This window comes from Saccharothrix violaceirubra (assembly GCF_014203755.1).
GTDB classification, from domain to species: domain Bacteria; phylum Actinomycetota; class Actinomycetes; order Mycobacteriales; family Pseudonocardiaceae; genus Actinosynnema; species Actinosynnema violaceirubrum.
Genome location: NZ_JACHJS010000001.1, coordinates 3,887,042 through 3,904,282 on the forward strand (window position 1 = coordinate 3,887,042; position 17,241 = coordinate 3,904,282).

Genomic DNA, 17,241 nt, shown 5'->3' on the forward strand with positions numbered 1-17,241 from the left:
TCATCAGCTCCAGGGTCCGGTGGAGTCCAGGTCGTCGACGAGGGCGAACAGCTCCTCGTCGGACGCGGCCTCCAGGTCTTCGCGGTCGGCGGGTCCGTCGTGGGCCGCCTCGTGCGTGTCCAGCAGGGCGCGCAGCCGCGCCGCCGCGCGCTCGTCGAGCGGTGCCGAGCGCAGTGCCCGTTCCAGTCGGTCGAGTTCGGCGGCCAGCGGGTCGGGTGCCGAGGCGGCCACGTGCTCCTCGACGTAGGTGGCCAGGGCGGCGGGCGTCGGGTGGTCGAACACCAGCGTCGCGGCCAGGCGCAGCCCGGTGGCCGCGTTGAGCTGGTTGCGCAGCTCCATCGCGGTCAGCGAGTCGAAGCCCAGCTCGGTGAACGCCCGGTCGGCGTCCACGCCCGCCGGGTCGCCGTGCCCGAGCACCGCGGCGACCTGCGCCCGGATCAGGTCCACGAGCACCCGTCGGCGTTCCGCGGCGGGCAGCGACGCCAGCCGGGAGCCCAGGTCCTCGGGCACGACGGCGGACTCGGCGGCACGACGCCGCACGGGCGTCCGCACCAGACCGCGCAGCACGCCGGGCACGTCGTCCCGGTCGGCCAGACCCGACAGGTCCAGGTGCGTCACGGCGAGCACGGCGTCGTCCAGGCCGAGCGCGACGTCGAACAGCCGCATCGCGTCGGCCGGGTCGAGCGGGCGCAGACCGGACCGGGCCAGCCGCCGGACGTCCACATCGGCGAGGTGCCCGCCCAGCGCGCCCTCCTGCGCCCACAGGCCCCAGGCCAGCGAGGTCGCCGCCAGTCCGAGGGACCGGCGGTGCCCGGCCAACGCGTCCAGGAACGCGTTGCCCGCCGCGTAGTTCGCCTGGCCGGCCGTGCCGAGCAGGCCCGCGACCGACGAGTACAGGACGAACGCCGACACGTCACCGGCCAGCTCGTGCAGGTTCCAGGCGCCGTCGACCTTGGGCCGCAACACCTTGTCGAGCCGGTCGGGCGTCAGGCCCGCGAGCACGCCGTCGTCCAGCACGCCCGCCGTGTGCACGACACCGGTCACCCGGCGGCCGGCGAACACGGCGGCCAGGCCGTCCCGGTCGGCCACGTCGACCGCGGCCACGTCCACGGCGGCACCCAGCGCGACCAGTTCGTCCCGCAGCTCCGCCGCGCCCGGCGCGTCGATCCCGCGCCGGCTCAGCAGCAGCAGGTCCCGCACGCCGTGCACGGTGACCAGGTGCCGGGCCGCGATCGCGCCGAGCGCGCCGCTCGCACCCGTGACGACCACGGTCCCGTCGCCGAACCGGGCGGCGTCCGCCGCACCGGCCGGCGCGGTGACGCTCGCCAGCCTCGGCGCGGTCACCCGGCCCTCGCGGATGCGGAGCTGGGGCTCGCCGGTCGCGACCGCCGCGGCCACCAGGTCACGCGACCCGGCGTCCACGTCGACGATCGCGAGCCGACCCGGGTGTTCGGTGATCGCCGAGCGCAACAAGCCCCGCACACCGGCCACGAACGGGTCCTCGTCGGCCGCGTCCTCGATCAGCACGACCAGCTTCGACCCGGCGGACCGCTCGTCCGCGAGCCACGTCCGCACGTCCGCCAGCACGGCCGCGATCACCGCGCGCACGGCCTCGGGGCGGTCGCCGGCCGGCTGCGGCACGGTGAGGTACTCGACCGGGCCGCCGTCGGCCGACGACACCGCGACGGGCACCCACCGCACGGCGTGCAGCCCCTCGACGACGTCGCGCAGCGCTTCGCCGGTCAACGGCCGCAGCACGAGTTCGTCCACTGTGGCCACCGGTGCGCCGGTCGCGTCGGCGACCGTCAGCGACACGCGGTCGCCGGTCGTCAGCCTGACCCGCAGCGCGCCCGCGCCGGACGCGTGCACCCGGGCACCGGACCACGCGAACGGCAGCACGGCCGGCGCGTCCTGCGTGACCACGCCCGGCAGCACGGTGTGCAGGGCGGCGTCGAGCAGGGCCGGGTGCAGCAGGAATCCGGCGGTGTCGACGGGCGACGAGACCTCCGCGTACACCGCGTCCTCGGCCCGCCACACCCGCCGCAGGCCCTGGAACACGGGTCCGTACTGGTACTGCCGCTCGGCGAGTCGGTCGTAGACACCGGCGAGGTCGATCTCCTCGCCCGCCGGCGGCCACGCCGTCAGGTCTTCGCCGACGTCGCCGCCGGAACCGACGACGCCGGTGGCGTTGGGCACCCACGAGCCCGTGCCGGACCGGGAGTGCACGGCCAGCGCCCGCCGGCCGTCCTCGCCCGGTGCCGCGACGGTGACCTGCACCTGGACCTCGCCGCGCAGGAAGAGCGGCGCGGACACGGTCAGGTCCTCGACGAGGTCGCAGCCGACCTGTTCGGCCGCCCGCGCGGCCAGTTCCAGGAACGCCGTGCCCGGCACCAGCGCCTCGCCCGCCACGCGGTGGTCGAGCAGCCACGGATGCGACCGGGGCGACAGGCGACCGGTCAGCACCACGCCGCCGTCGCCCGCCAGCTCGACCGCCGCGCCCAGCAGCGGGTGGCCGGTCGCGCCCAGTCCGAACGCGGCGGCGTCGCCGACGCCGGCGGGCTCGTCCAGCCAGTAGCGCCCGCGCCGGAACGCGTAGGTCGGCAGGTCAATCCGCCGCGCCTGCGGGGACAGCGCACGCCAGTCGACCGGCACGCCCCGGGTCGCGAGCCCGGCGAGCGCGGCGAGCACGGTCTCCGGTTCGGACCGCCCGGTGCGCAGCGCGGGCGCGGCCGAGCCGACCTCGACCGCCTGCTGCGCCAACGCGGTCAGCACGCCGTCGGGTCCCAGCTCAAGCCACTCGGTGACACCCTCGGCGGCCAGCAGCCGCACGCCGTCCACGAACCGCACCGCCTCGCGGATGTGCCGGGCCCAGTAGTCGGGCGCGAGCACCCGGTCGTCGGCCAACCCGCCGGTCACGTTCGACACGACCGGCACGCGCGGCGACCGGAAGTCCAGCCCGGCGATCGCCACGCGGAACTCGTCGAGCACCTCGTCCATGTGCGGCGAGTGGAACGCGTGGCTCACCGGCAGCCGCTTGGTCTTGCGACCGCGCCGCCGCCACTCGGCCTCGACCTCGGCGATCACGTCCAGGTCGCCGGAGACGACCGTCGAGCGCGGCCCGTTCAGGCCCGCGACCGCGACGGCGTCGCCGTACCCGGCGATCGACTCGCGGGTCTCGTCCTCCGCGGCCTCCAGCGCGACCATCGCGCCGTTCTCCCGCGCGGCCTGCATCAACCGGCCGCGCGCGGCGACCAGGGCGGACGCGTCCGCGAGGTCGAGCACACCGGCCACGTGCGCGGCCACGACCTCGCCGACCGAGTGGCCGAGCAGGAAGTCCGGCGTGACGCCGAGCGACTCGACCAGGCGGAACAACGCCACCTCGACGGCGAACAGCGCGGTCTGGGTGTACGCGGTCTGGTCCAGCAGCGCGGAGTTCGCCGAGTCCGGCGGTGCGAACAGCACGTCCTTGAGCGGCAGGTCCAGCAGCGGGTCCAGGTGCGCGCACACCTCGTCCAGCGCGGCGGCGAACACCGGGGACGACGCGTGCAGCTCCCGGCCCATGCCCAGGCGTTGGCTGCCCTGGCCGGGGAACAGGAACGCGACCTTGCCCCGCCGACCGCCACCGCCGCGCACCACCGACGGGTGCGGTCCACCGTCAGCGAGCGCGGCCAGGCCCGGCAGCGGGTCCGCGCCGACCACGACGGCCCGCACGTCGAGCGCGGGCTTGGCGGCGAGCGAGAACGCGACGTCGGCCGGGTCCCGGTCCGGTGCCTCGGCGAGGAAGTCGAGCAGGCGTCGGGCCTGTGCCCGCAGGGAGTCCTCGTCCTTGGCCGAGACCGGCCAGGCCGACGCGCCCACCGGCGAGCCCGTGCGCGCCGGTTCCGGGCGCGGCGCGGGCGGCTGCTCGATGATCACGTGCGCGTTGGTGCCGCTGATGCCGAACGACGACACCGCCGCGCGGCGCGGCCGGTCGACCGCGGGCCAGTCCCGCGCGTCGGTCAGCAGCGAGACCGCGCCCGACTCCCAGTCCACGTGCGGCGACGGCTCGTCCACGTGCAGCGTCCGGGGCAGCACGCCGTGCCGGATCGACTCGATCACCTTGATCACGCCGCCGACGCCGGCCGCCGCCTGGGCGTGGCCGATGTTGGACTTCAGCGACCCCAGCCACAGCGGCTCGGCCCGCTCGCCGCCGTAGGTGGCCAGCAGCGCCTGCGCCTCGATCGGGTCGCCCAGCGTCGTGCCGGTGCCGTGCGCCTCGACGGCGTCCACATCGGACGGTCGCAGACCGGCGTTGGCCAGGGCCTGCAGGATGACCCGCTCCTGCGCGGGGCCGTTGGGCGCGGTGAGGCCGTTGGACGCACCGTCGGAGTTGACCGCGCTGCCGCGCAGCACGGCCAGCACGGGGTGCCCGTTGCGCTGCGCGTCGGACAGGCGTTCGACGAGCAGCAGACCGACGCCCTCGGACCAGCCGGTGCCGTTGGCCGACGCCGAGAACGACTTGCACCGGCCGTCGGGCGACAGGCCGCGCTGGCGGCTGAACTCGACGAACGTGGACGGCCCGGCCATGACCGTGACGCCGCCCGCCAGCACCAGGTCGCTCTCCCCGGACCGCAGCGCCTGCGCGGCCAGGTGCAGGGCCACCAGCGAGGAGGAGCACGCGGTGTCGACCGTGACGGCCGGCCCCTGCAACCCGTAGACGTAGGCCAGCCGGCCGGAGATCACGCTGGAGGTGTTGCCCGCCAGCAGGAAGCCCTCGTACTCGTCGGGCACAGCGGCCAGCCGGGACGCGTAGTCGTCGTACATCACGCCGACGAACACGCCGGTGTTGCTGCCGCGCAGGGTCGCCGGGTCGATCGCCGCGTTCTCGAACGTCTCCCACGCGGTCTCCAGCAGCAGCCGCTGCTGCGGGTCGGTCGCGGTCGCCTCGCGCGGCGAGATGCCGAAGAACTCCCGGTCGAACAGGTCGGCGTCGTGCAGGAAGCCGCCCTCCCGGGTGTAGGACGTGCCGAGGTGCTCGGGGTCGGGGTGGTACAGGCCCTCGACGTCCCAGCCCCGGTTGACCGGGAAACCGCTGACCGCGTCCACGCCGTCGGCCACCAGCCGCCACAGGTCCTCCGGCGATCGAACGCCGCCGGGGTAGCGGCAGGCCATGCCCACGATCGCGATCGGCTCGTCGGTGGCCGCGCGGGTCGCCTTCACGGTGACCGCGCCGGTCCCCTTGTCCGACACCAGGCCGGTCAGGTGCTCGGCCAGTGCCAGCGGGGACGGGTGGTCGAACACGGCCGTCGCCGTGAGGCGCAGGCCGGTCTCGGCCGCGAGCCGGTTGCGCAGTTCCACGCCCGCCAGCGAGTCGAAGCCCAGGTCCTTGAACGCGCGGGCCGGGTCGACGTCGTCGGCCGACGCGTGGCCCAGGGCGCTCGCGACCAGGCCGCGCACCAGGGTCAGCACCGCGGCCGGTCGCTGGTCGGCGGGCAGCCCGGCGGTGGTCGTCGCCCACGACGACCCGGAGCCCGACGCCGCCGCCCGGCGCTGTCCGCGCCCGGTGACCAGGCCGCGCAGGACGGCGGGCGGGTCGCCCGCGATCCGGCCCGGTTCCAGTTCGGCGAGCACGACCTGGGCCGCGGCCGACAGCGCCGCGTCGAACAGCCGGACACCGACGGCCGGGGTGATCGGCACGACGCCCAGCCGCGACCAGCGGGCCAGGTCGGCGGCGGCCAGCGTGCCGCCCATGCCGACCGTGCCGTCCCACAGGCCCCACGCGAGCGAGGTCGCGGCCAGGCCGTGGGCCCGGCGGTGGGCGGCGAGCGCGTCGAGGTAGGTGTTCGCGGCGGCGTAGTTGGCCTGGCCGGCCATGCCCGCCACGCCGGACACCGAGGAGAACAGCACGAACGCGGCCAGCTTGTCACCGGCCAACTCGTGCAGGTGCCACGCGGCGTCGACCTTGGGCCGCAGCACGGTGTCCACCTGCTCGGGGGTCAGCGTCTCCACCGTGCCGTCGTCCAGCACGCCCGCCGCGTGCACGATCGCGGTCAGCGGCCGGTCGGCGGGCACCGACGCCAGCAGTCCGGCGACGGCGTCGCGGTCGCCGACGTCCACGGCCGCGACCGACACGGACGCGCCCGCCTCGGTCAGCTCGGCGACCAGGTCCGCGACGCCGGGGGCGGCGTCGCCGCGCCGGCTGGCCAGCAGCAGGTGCCGGCTGCCGTGCGCGGTCACCAGGTGCCGGGCGAACAGCGCGCCGAGACCGGCCGTGCCGCCGGTGACGAGCACGGTGCCGTCGGGGTCGAGCCGGACCGTGCGGTCGGCCGCCGCGACCCGGGCCAGCCGGGGCGCACGGACCTTCCCGTCGCGCACGGCCACCTGCGGCTCGCCGGTGGCCAGCGCGGCGGTGACGTCCGCGTCCGCCGAGTCGACGTCCACCAGCACGACCCGGCCGGGGTGCTCGGACTGCACCGTCCGCGCCAGGCCCCACACCGGGGCGTGGGTCAGGTCGAGCACGTCCTCGCCGGGCAGGGCGACCGCCCGCGTGGTGACGAGGGCGAGCGTGCGGGCGTCGTCGTCGGCCAGGCGCCGCCGCACGAGGTCGAGCACGTCCTTGGTCGCTTCACGCGCCTTCTCCGGCGTGTGACCGTCCGAAGAGGACAGTCGGACGACCTCGACGTCCGGGTCGCCGGACGTCGTGGTGATCTCCGGCCAGTCCAAGGCGTGCAGGGTGTCCGTGCGCGCGCCGCCGAGCTTGTCCTTGGCTACGGCACGCAACGACAGCGTCTCCAGCGTGGCGACGGGCGCACCGGTCGGGTCGGCCACCGTCAGGCTCACCGAGTCCGGGCCCGCAGGCGAGACCCGGACCCGCAGGCCGGTCGCGCCCGAGGCTTGCAGGGTGAACCCCTGCCACGAGAACGGCAGTCGGATCTCGCCCGGCTTGGCCGGGTCGGCGGCGTCGAGCACGACCGGGTGCAGCACGGCGTCCAGCAGGGCCGGGTGCAGGCCGAACCGGCCGGCCGCCGCGTGCTGCTCGTCGGGCAGCGCGACCTCGGCGAACACCTCGTCGCCCGCCCGCCACAGGGCGCGCACGCCCTGGAACACCGGGCCGTAGTCGTAGCCGAGGTCGGCGAGGCGCGGGTAGAGGTCGTCGACGGACACCGCCTCGGCACCGGCGGGCGGCCACTCCCCGATCGGCTCACCGCTGCCGCCGCCCGGCGCGAGGTAGCCCGAGGCGTGCCGGGTCCACCCGCCGTCGGTGCGCGAGTGGATCGTGAACGACCGCACGTCGTTGGCGTCCGGTGCGGCCACCGCGACCTGCACGCGGACCGCGCCGCGCTCGGGCAGCACCAGCGGCGCCTCCAGGACGAGGTCGGCCACGTGGTCCGCGCCGACCCGGTCGCCCGCGGCGACCGCGAAGTCCAGGAACGCCGTGGCGGGCAGCAGGACGACGCCGCCGACCCGGTGGTCGGCCAGCCACGGGTGGGTCCTGGCGGACACGCTGCCGGTCAGCACGACCTCGCCCCGGTCGGCCAGGTCGACCACGGCGCCCAGCAGCGGGTGGCCCGCCGGGTCCACGCCCGCGTCACGCGCACCGGACGCGGACTGACCGCCGATCCAGTGCCGCGCACCGCCGAACGGGTAGGTCGGCAGGTCGACCCGACGGGCGTCGGGGTAGAGCACGGCCGGGTCGACGGTCGCCCCGGCGACGGCCGCCGCCGCCAGCCCGGCCGCGAAACCGTCCACTTCGGACTTCCCCGCGCGGCTGAGCGCGACGGCCCTGGTGTCCTCGCCCGCCTCGGCGGCCAGGGCGGTGAGCACGGCGTCCGGTCCGATCTCGACGAACAGCCGGGCACCCCGCCGGGCCAGTTCCGTGACGGCGGCGCCGAAGCGGACCGTGCCGCGCAACTGCCGCACCCAGTGCCCGGGGTCGGTCAGGTCGGCCGGTTCGCCGGTGAGCGTCGACACGACCGGGATCACGGGGTCGCGCAGGTCCATCGTCGCGGCGATCGCGCCGAACTCGTCGAGGATCCCGTCCATGTGCGCGGAGTGGAAGGCGTGGCTGACCTTCAGGGCGCGGACGCGGCGTCCGCGCGCCCGCCAGTCCTCGGCGAGCGCGTGCACGGCGTCGTGGTCGCCCGCCAGCACCACCGAGGTCGGACCGTTGACGGCGGCCAGCGACACGCCGGGCGCGAGGTCGACCTCGTCCTCGGTCGCCTCGATAGCGACCATCGCGCCACCCGCGCGGGCGGACTGCATGAGCCGGCCGCGCGCGGCGACCAGGCGGGCCGCGTCGTGCAGGTCCACCACGCCCGCGACGTGCGCGGCGGCGATCTCGCCGACCGAGTGGCCGGCGAGCAGGTCGGGCACGACTCCGTGGTGCCCGGCGAGCCGGAACAGCGCCACCTCGTAGGCGAACAGGGCGGGCTGGGCGAACTCGGTGCGGTGGACCTCGTCGCCGTCGCCGAACATGACGTCGAGCAGCGGCGTGGCCAGGTAGGGGTCGAGCGCCTCGGCGACCTCGTCCAGCGCGCGGCGGAACACCTCGTGCGCCTCGTACAGTTCGCGGCCCATGCCGTTGCGCTGCGCGCCCTGTCCGGTGAACAGGAAGGCGGTGCGGCCCGCCGTCGGCGAACCGGTGAGGACGGTCGGCGCGGTGCGCCCTTCGGCCAGCGCGGTCAGCCCGGCCGCGTGGTCGGGGCCGACGACCGCGGCCCGGTGCGGCAACGCGGCCCTCGTGGTGGCCAGGGAGAAGCCGACGTCCTCGGGTCGCGCGTCGGCGGGCACCTGGTCACGCACCCGCGCGGCGAGTTCGCGCAGACCGCGCTCGTCGGCGGCGGACAAAAACCACGGCACCGCGCCGGTCCCCTCGACCGAGGACGGGTCACCACCATCCACAAAGGACATCACGGCACCACTCGACGCATCGGCACTGCCCGACGCGGGAAGTGCCGGGTCGGTCCGCTCCACCGACGGCGTGCCGGCGCTCGGCACCGGCTCGGGGTCGCCCTGCTCCACCACGACGTGCGCGTTGGTGCCGCTGATGCCGAACGACGACACCGCCGCCCGCCGCGTGCCGTCGCCCGGCCACGGGGTGTCCTCGGTGACGAGTTCGACCTTGCCCGACGACCACGCCACCTTCGGCGTGGGCTCGGCGACGTGCAGGGTGCGCGGGACCACGCCGTGCCGCATGGCCTGCACCATCTTGATCACGCCGCCCACACCGGCCGCCGCCTGGGCGTGGCCGATGTTCGACTTGAGCGACCCCAGCAGCAGCGGCCGGTCGCGGTCCTGGCCGTAGGTGGCGAGCAGGGCTTCCGCCTCGATCGGGTCACCCAGGGAGGTGCCGGTGCCGTGCGCCTCGACCACGTCGACGTCGGTCGGGGCCAGGCCCGCGTTCGCCAGCGCCTGCCGGATCACCCGCCGCTGGGACGGGCCGTTGGGCGCGGTGAGGCCGTTGGACGCGCCGTCCTGGTTCACCGCGCTGCCCCGCACGACCGCGAGCACGCGGTGGCCGTTGCGGCGGGCGTCGGACAGGCGTTCCACGACCAGCAGGCCGACGCCCTCGGACCAGGCCGTGCCGTCGGCGTCGGCGGAGAACGACTTGCACCGCGCGTCGGCGGCCAGGCCGTGCTGGCGGGAGAACTCCAGGAACATGCCGGGCGTGGCCATCACGGTCACGCCGCCGGCGATGGCCAGCGACGACTCGCCCTGGCGCAGCGACTGGACCGCGAGGTGCAGGGCGACCAGCGACGACGAGCACGCCGTGTCGACCGTGATCGCGGGTCCGAGCAGGCCGAGCTGGTAGGCGATGCGCCCGGACATGACGCTGGGCGCCGCGCCGGTCAGCACGTGGCCCTCGACGCTGTCGGGCGCCTCGTGCATGCGGGGGCCGTAGTCGCCGACGGTCGCGCCGACGAACACGCCGGTCCGCGTGCCCGCCAGCGACGACGGGTCCAGGCCCGCGCGTTCCACGGCTTCCCAGGCGGTCTCCAGCAGCACGCGCTGCTGCGGGTCCATCGCCGTCGCCTCGCGCGGCGAGATGCCGAAGAACCCGGCGTCGAACCGGCCCACGTCGGGCAGGAACCCGCCTTCGCGCACGTAGCTGCGGCCCGACCGCTCCGGGTCGGCGTCGAACAGGTCCTCGGCCCAGCCCCGGTCGACGGGGAATGCCGAGATCGCGTCGCCGCCCTCGCCGACCAACCGCCAGAGGTCCTCGGGCGAGGCGACGCCGCCGGGGTAGCGGCAGGCCATGCCGACGATCGCGATCGGTTCGTCGGCGAACGACACGCCCGCGTCGTCCTCGACGGTCTCGCCGTCGGACAGGTGGGCGATCAGCGCGGCGGGGGTCGGGTAGTCGAACAGCAGGCCGCTGGGCAGCTCACGGCCGAGCGCCCGCGCGAGCCGGTCGCGCAGCTCGACGCTCAGCAGCGAGTCGAAACCCAGGTCCTTGAACGGCAGCCGCGCCTCGACCGTCCGGTGGGCCGGGTAGTCGAGCACGGCCGCGATCTGGCCGGTGACCAGGTCTGCGACGTTCTCGTCCCGGGCCGGCCGGGGCCGGGGCACGGCCGGCGCCGCCGGTCGGTCGGGCACGTGCCCGGCCTCGGCGATCCAGTGGTGTTCGCGCTGGAACGCGTAGGTGGGCAGCTCGACCCGGCGCGCACCCGCGTGGAACGTGCTCCAGTCGACGTCCACGCCCCGCGCGAACGCCTGCCCGAGCGCCAGCCGGGCAGTGTGCGGTTCGTCCTTGCCCTTGCGCAGCAGGGGGATCGCCTTCGCGCCGACGCCGCCCATGAGCGCGGAGAGCACGCCGTCCGGGCCCAGTTCCAGCACCGTGCGCACGCCGAGGTCGACCAGCGTCAGCGCGGCCTGGTGGAACCTGACCGGTTCGCGCACCTGCGCGACCCAGTACTCGGGATCGGTCCAGCGGTCGGTGACCGCGCCGGTGACCGTGGACACCGGGGTCACCGTCGGCGGGTTCAGGGTCACCCCGGCGAACACCGCGCGGAAGTCGTCCAGCATCGGGTCCATGTGCGGGGAGTGGAACGCCTTGCCCACGGTCAGCCGACGGGTGCGCCGACCCTCCATTGTGGACTGTGCGGCGAGCACCGCGTCCTCGTCGCCGGACAGCACGACCGCGCGCGGCCCGTTGACGGCGGCGAGCGCCACGCGGTCGGACAGCAGCGGCGCGACCTCGTCCTCGGTCGCCTCGACCGCCAGCATCGCGCCGCCGGACGGCAGGTCCTGCATGAGCCGGCCGCGCGCGGCCACCACCGTGCACGCGTCCGCGAGCGACAGCACGCCCGCGACGTGCGCGGCGGCCAGTTCGCCGATGGAGTGACCGGCCACGAAGTCCGGGCGCACGCCCCACGATTCCAGCAGCCGGAACAGCGCGACCTCGACGGCGAACAGCGCGGGCTGCGTGTTCACGGTCTCGTCCAGGCCTTCGCCGGTGTCGATCGCGTGGCGTACCGACGCGTCGAAGTGGGCGCACACTTCGTCGTACGCGGCGGCGTAGACCTCGAACGCCTCGGAGAGCGCGAGTCCCATGCCGACGCGTTGCGCGCCCTGCCCGGTGAACACGAAGCCCAGCGGGGATTCCTCGACGACCTCGGTGACGCCGCGCCCGGCGGCCAGTGCGTCGAGACCGGCCACGAGGGTGTCGTGGTCGGCCGCGACGACGACGCCGCGGTGCTCGAACGTCGTGCGCGTGGTCACCAACGACCGGCCGACGTCCGCCGGGGTCAACGACGGGTCGGCCGCCACGAAGTCCTTGAGCGCGGATGCCTGCGCCCGCAACGCCTCCGCACTCCGCCCCGAGACGACCAGGGGAACGGCCGGTGCGCCGGTTCCGACACCGCCCTCGGCGGTGAGCGCCACCTCGGGTGCGTCCGCCGCCTCGATCGCGGACGTGACGGCCACGGGGGAAGTGTCGGCCGTCGCCTCGGCGGCGTCTGAGCCGCCGGTCCGGGTCGCGGCAGCGGCGGCCGGGGGCTCGGCCAGCACCACGTGCACGTTGGCGCCGCCCATGCCGAACGAGCTGACACCCGCGACCAGCAAGCGGTCCGGGTGCGGCCACGCGCCGTGCTCCGTGCGCACGGTCAGGTTCAGCTCGTCCAACGGGATCGCCGGGTTCGGCGTCGCGAAGTTCAGGCTCGGCGGCAGTTCCCGGTGCCGGATGCCCAACGCGGTCTTGATCAGGCCGACGATGCCCGCCGCGCCCTCCAGGTGGCCGATGTTGGTCTTGACCGACCCGACGTGCAGCCGGTCGGCCCGGTCGCCGAACACCGCGCCCAGCGCCGCCGCCTCGATCGGGTCGCCCACCGGCGTGCCCGTGCCGTGCAGCTCGACGTACTGCACCTCGTCCGGTTCGACGCCGGCCCGGCGGTAGGCGGCGCGCAGCACGGCTTCCTGCGCGTCCCGGCCGGGCACGGTCAGGCCCGGGGTCGGGCCGTCGCTGTTGACCGCGCTGCCGAGGATCACCGCGTGCACCCGGTCGCCGTCGGCCAGCGCCGCGGCCAACGGCTTGAGCACCACGACGCCGACACCTTCACCGCGCACGAACCCGTTGGCGCGCGCGTCGAACGTGTAGCAGCGCCCGTCGGGCGAGAGCGCGCCGAACCGCTCCCCCGCCAGCCCTGCTTCGGACAGCAGGTTGAGGTTCACGCCCGCCGCGAGGGCCACAGTGGACTCGCCGGACCGCACGCTCTCGGCCGCGAGGTGGACGGCCACCAACGACGACGACTGCGCGGTGTCGACGGCGAGGCTCGCACCGCGCACGCCGAGGAAGTAGGACAGGCGGTTGGCGATCAGCCCTCGGCTCAGCCCCGTCATGGTGTGCTGGGTGACGGCGTTCGCGCCCTGCCGGTAGGTCAGTTGGGCGTAGTCGTCGCGCAGGGTGCCGACGAACACGCCGGTGCGGCTGTCCACCAGGTCGGCGGGCACGACGCCCGCGTCCTCCAGCGCCGTCCAGGCCGCCTCCAGCACGAGCCGCTGCTGCGGGTCCATGACGGCCGCCTCACGGGGCGAGATGCCGAAGAACCCGGCGTCGAACTCCCCTGGCGCGTCGAGGAACCCGCCCCACCGCGCGCCGCCCCGGCCGGCCGGCGCCTCGGTGATCGTGCCGACACCCGCGCGCACCACGTCCCAGAACCCGGCGAGCCCGTCCGCGCCCGGAGCGCGGACCGCCATGCCGATGATCGCGACGGCGTCGGCGTAGCCGCCCCCCATGTCGTCTGCCATGCCGCCAGACCGCCTTCCTCGCCTCGACGTTCACCGCTTCGGCGAGTCTCGCGAGGGGGTTCCACAGGGCAGTCACGGTCCGGTAACCCGCCACCCGCCGGGAAAACCCGGTGTCCGCGACGGGCGGGCTCCACAAGGGAGCACAAGATCATCCCGAGGCGCGGAACTCCCGGCGGTAGTCCCGGGGGGACAGCAGGAACCGGCGGGTGAACAACCGGCGCAGGTTCGCCGCCGTGCCCAGCCCGCTACGGTGGCTGATCACCTCGATCGGCAGGTCCGTGGTCTCCAGCAACGCCTGGACGCGGGACAGCCGCTGGTCCAACAACCACCGCAGCGGCGTGGTCCCGGTGGCCGACTGGACCCGCCGGAAGTAGGTCCGGGTGCTCATCCCGGCCCGCCGGGCCATGTCCTCGACCGTCAACGGCCGGTCCAGGTTGCCGATCGCCCACTGCAACGCCGGTCCCAGGGGGTCCGCGACGTCGGCCGGCACGGTGCGCGCCACGACCTGGGCCTGGGCGCCCGCCCGGTGCGCGTGCACGACCAGCCGTCGGGCGAGCTGGTCGGCCACGTGCGCGCCGAGGTCGTTCCGGACGATGTGCAGGCAGACGTCCAGGCCCGCGCTGACCCCGGCGCCGGTCAGCACGCTGCCCTCGTCCACGTAGAGCACGTCCGGGTCCACGTCGACCTCCGGGTACCGGGCCGCCAGCACGTCGGTGTGCAGCCAGTGCGCGGTGGCCCGCCGCCCGTCGAGCAGTCCGGCCTCGGCGAGCGCGAACGCGCCGTTGCACAGCGACACGACCCGCGCCCCGGCTTCGTGTGCCCGGCGCAACGCCTCGACCAGTCGCGGCGGGATCCCGCGACCGCCCTCGACGCACTCGTCCGGCACCGACGGCACGATCACCGTGTCCGCACCGGCGAGGTCGTCGAAGCCGAATTCGCTGCGCACCCCGAAGCCACTGCCCGAAGCCCTGGCGCCGGGATCCTCGACGCAAAGCCGGAAGTCGTACCACCGCGGCGCCAATTCCGGCTGCGGCACACCGAAGACGGCGCACGCGATCGACAGCTCGTAAAGGTCCATCAACGGGATGTCGGTGTGGTCCAGCACCGCCACCGCCACCGAACCGGGTCCCATGACCGGAATCGTATGGCAGGAAACGATCGACGCGTGGCACCGAGGTGGATTGCACCGCATCGGCGCACCCGGCACGCTGGGCGGAAATCGCCTGTCTGCGCGCGTGCGCGCGCGTCGTACCTGAAGAAGGACCTCCGGATCGTGACGATTCCCTGGCCAGACCTGCCCACCGCCGTTGCCGACGAGATCATCGGCGTACTCGACAAAGGCGTAGACCAGGACTGGTCCCGCCAAGCCGGTGACACGGCGTGGACCGCGTGGCAGCTGCTCGACCACATCACGCTCGCCGTGACGGGCTACGCGGGACTCCTCATCGCCCGGCCGGACACGCCCCGGTACATCGCGCTGCGCACCGGCAACGACCGCAACGCGTCCATCCCGGAGCGCTTCGAGTCCATCAAGATCGCGTCCACGCTGCTGTCGCACACGCTGCGGGTCACCGGTCCGGAGGTGCGCGCTTACCACTCGTGGGGCACGTCCGACGCGGCCGGCTTCAGCGCGATGGGCGCCGTGGAGATGCTGGTGCACGCCCACGACCTGACCCGCACCCTCAACCTGGACTGGACGCCGCCGGACGACCTGGCCGCGCAGGTCGTCGAGCGCCTGTTCCCGAACGCGCCCACCGACCAGCCGGCGGGCCTGGCCCTGCTGTGGGGCTGCGGTCGCATCGCCCTGCCCGGCCACGCGCAGTTCCCGCGTGAGCGTTGGCAGTGGTACGGCGAGGTCCGCTAGGAGATCCGCTGAACGACGAGAAGGGCCCGACCGCGGTGGTGGTCGGGCCCTTCTTCTCGCGCCGACCGCCTCAGTCGAGGTAGGTCAGCAGCACGGCCGCCGCCGGGCAGCCGCCGACCACGGAGTCCGCCGCCTCGATGTCGTCCGGGTCGTCGAGATCGGACACCACCGCCTCGCCGAAACCCTGCGGGTCGAGCCGGAACAGCTCCGGGGCCAGGGCGTGGCACAGTCCCGCGCCCTGGCACTCGGCCTTGTCGACCGCGAGGTGCGCCCGCGTCACCGAGGCCGCCATCACGACGCCGCCGGGCCGAGTTCCACCGGGAGGGCCGCGGGCGAGCGCACCAGCCAGCTCTCCACCCACCGCACGTCCTCGCGCGGCACCGACAGGCGCAGCTGCGGGAACCGGCGGAACAGCGCGGGGACGGACGTGCCGACCTCCAGCCGGGCCAGCGCCGCGCCCAGGCAGTTGTGCAGCCCGTGCCCGAAGCCCAGGTGCCGCACGCCGGTCCGGGTGATGTCCAGCCGGTCGGGCGCCTCGAACTGCTCGGGGTCGCGGTTGGCCGACAGCGACGACGCCAGCACCGGCGAGCCCTTCGGGATGAACACGCCGTTGAACTCGGCGTCCTCCTTGGCGAACCGGAACAACGTGGTGCTCAGCGCGCCCTCGTAGCGCAGGAACTCCTCGACCGCGCCCGGCGCCAGCTCCGGGTTGTCCTGGAGCAGCTTGAGCTGGTCGGGGAAGTCGATCAGGGCCAGCGACGCCGAGCCGATGACGCCGCGGGTGGTGTCCAGCCCGGCCATGATCATCACCGAGATCATGGCCAGCAGCTCGGGTTCGCCGAACCGGTCGTCGCCGTCGCGCGCGGCGATGAACGTGGACGTGAGGTCCTCGCCGGGGTTGCGGCGCTTGTCCGCGATCAGCTCGCGGCCGTACTCGCCGACCTCGTTGAACGCCCGCTTGCGGTCGTCCTCCAGGTCCGGGTCCGTGCTGAACGCGCGGTCGATCGCGTGCAGGACCTCCTGGAACTTCTCCAGCGACAGGCCGAGCACCTCGCCGAGCACCTCGGCCGGGATCGTGGCGGCGAACTTCATGATGTCGGCCTCGCCGGACTCGGCCAGCCGGTCCAGCGCCCGCTCGGTGATGCGCTCGACGGTCTCCTGCCACTGCGCGATGCGGCGCGGGGTGAACGCGCCCATGGCGAGCTTGCGCACGCGCGTATGGTCGGGCGGGTCGAGCACGGTGACGATCGACTCGACGACGGTGCCCTCGCCGAACACCAGGCCCGCCGCCCGCGCCGCGTCGTTGGCCCACGAGGCGCCCGCGGTGCTGAACCGGTTGTCGGCCAGCAGTGCCTTCACGTCGGCGAACCGGCTGACGAAGAACGTCGGCACGTCGCCCGCCGGAAAGCGGAACTCGTGCACCGGCGAGTGAATCCGGAGCCAGTCGAACGCCGGGTACGGGTTCTGGTAGTAGTCCGGGCCGAACAACGGCGGTGACAATGCCGGAGCAACCATCGAACGTCTCCTTGGAATTTATTTCTCCGAAGTCGCGCCCGACGCTAGGTCGATTCGTCCACACCACGCCCAGGGACCGGTCACCGCCCGGTCATCGACGCACGTCGTGAGCCTCCGATTACCGGGGTGTGGAACATCCGGTGACACCCCGCCCAGAGGCTGGGCGCGAGGCGAAGCGCCGGCACGAGGAGACGGGACGGGACGAGCACATGACCAGCTTGCAGGAATTCGAACTCACCGACGACGCCACGAAGCAAACCGAATTGTATGTCCGCGCATTCAATTCGGGAAACGTCGAGTGGGTGCACGCCCTGTACACCGAGGACGCGGTGGCCGTGTGGGAGCCGGGTCAGCCGCTGACCGGTGAGGCCCACCGCCGCAACGTCGAGGAGGCGATCACCCGCGGCGCGTCGATGGAGGCCAAGACCCGGCACGCCTTCGTCACCGGCGACACCGCGCTGCTGATCGTCGACTGGACGATGGAGGCCACCAACGAGGAGGGCGTCGTCGAGCACCTGGAGGGTGTCGGCGTGGACGTCCTGCGCCTGGGCGAGGACGGCAAGTGGCGGTACGCCATCGACGACCCGTTCGGCGAAGAGAAGTAATCCCATCACCACCACCCCCGCCACGACAGGAGT

The 17,241-nt window shown here is 74.5% G+C and carries 6 protein-coding genes; 2 read left to right on the forward strand and 4 right to left on the reverse strand.

What is annotated here, in order from left to right:
- Nucleotides 1-3: 3 nt before the first annotated feature.
- A complete protein-coding gene (locus tag F4559_RS18110) occupies nucleotides 4-13,224 on the reverse strand; it encodes a type I polyketide synthase (protein ID WP_184670233.1) in 13,221 nt (4,406 codons plus the stop codon).
- 148 nt (nucleotides 13,225-13,372) lie between these two features.
- Entirely contained in the window at nucleotides 13,373-14,302 is a 930-nt protein-coding gene (locus F4559_RS18115; protein ID WP_221448158.1) for a helix-turn-helix domain-containing protein, read from the reverse strand.
- A 195-nt stretch (nucleotides 14,303-14,497) separates the two neighbouring features.
- Between F4559_RS18115 and F4559_RS18120 the strand changes: the two genes are divergently transcribed.
- On the forward strand, nucleotides 14,498-15,088 hold the full coding sequence (locus tag F4559_RS18120) for a hypothetical protein (RefSeq protein WP_184670237.1): 591 nt from the start codon (nucleotides 14,498-14,500) through the stop codon (nucleotides 15,086-15,088).
- Between the two features lie 70 nt (nucleotides 15,089-15,158).
- Here F4559_RS18120 and F4559_RS18125 read toward each other — a convergent pair whose 3' ends face one another.
- Nucleotides 15,159-15,380, reverse strand: coding sequence for a ferredoxin (locus F4559_RS18125; RefSeq protein WP_184670239.1), 222 nt, complete (start codon nucleotides 15,378-15,380; stop codon nucleotides 15,159-15,161).
- Nucleotides 15,380-16,603, reverse strand: coding sequence for a cytochrome P450 family protein (locus F4559_RS18130; RefSeq protein WP_221447273.1), 1,224 nt, complete (start codon nucleotides 16,601-16,603; stop codon nucleotides 15,380-15,382). The genes F4559_RS18125 and F4559_RS18130 overlap by 1 nt, the downstream gene beginning before the upstream one ends.
- 209 nt (nucleotides 16,604-16,812) lie before the next feature.
- On the opposite strand from F4559_RS18130, the gene F4559_RS18135 reads away from it, so the two are divergent.
- The gene (locus tag F4559_RS18135; protein WP_184670241.1) at nucleotides 16,813-17,208 is read left to right on the forward strand and encodes a YybH family protein; all 396 of its coding nucleotides are present in this window, start codon (nucleotides 16,813-16,815) and stop codon (nucleotides 17,206-17,208) included.
- Nucleotides 17,209-17,241 lie beyond the last annotated feature (33 nt).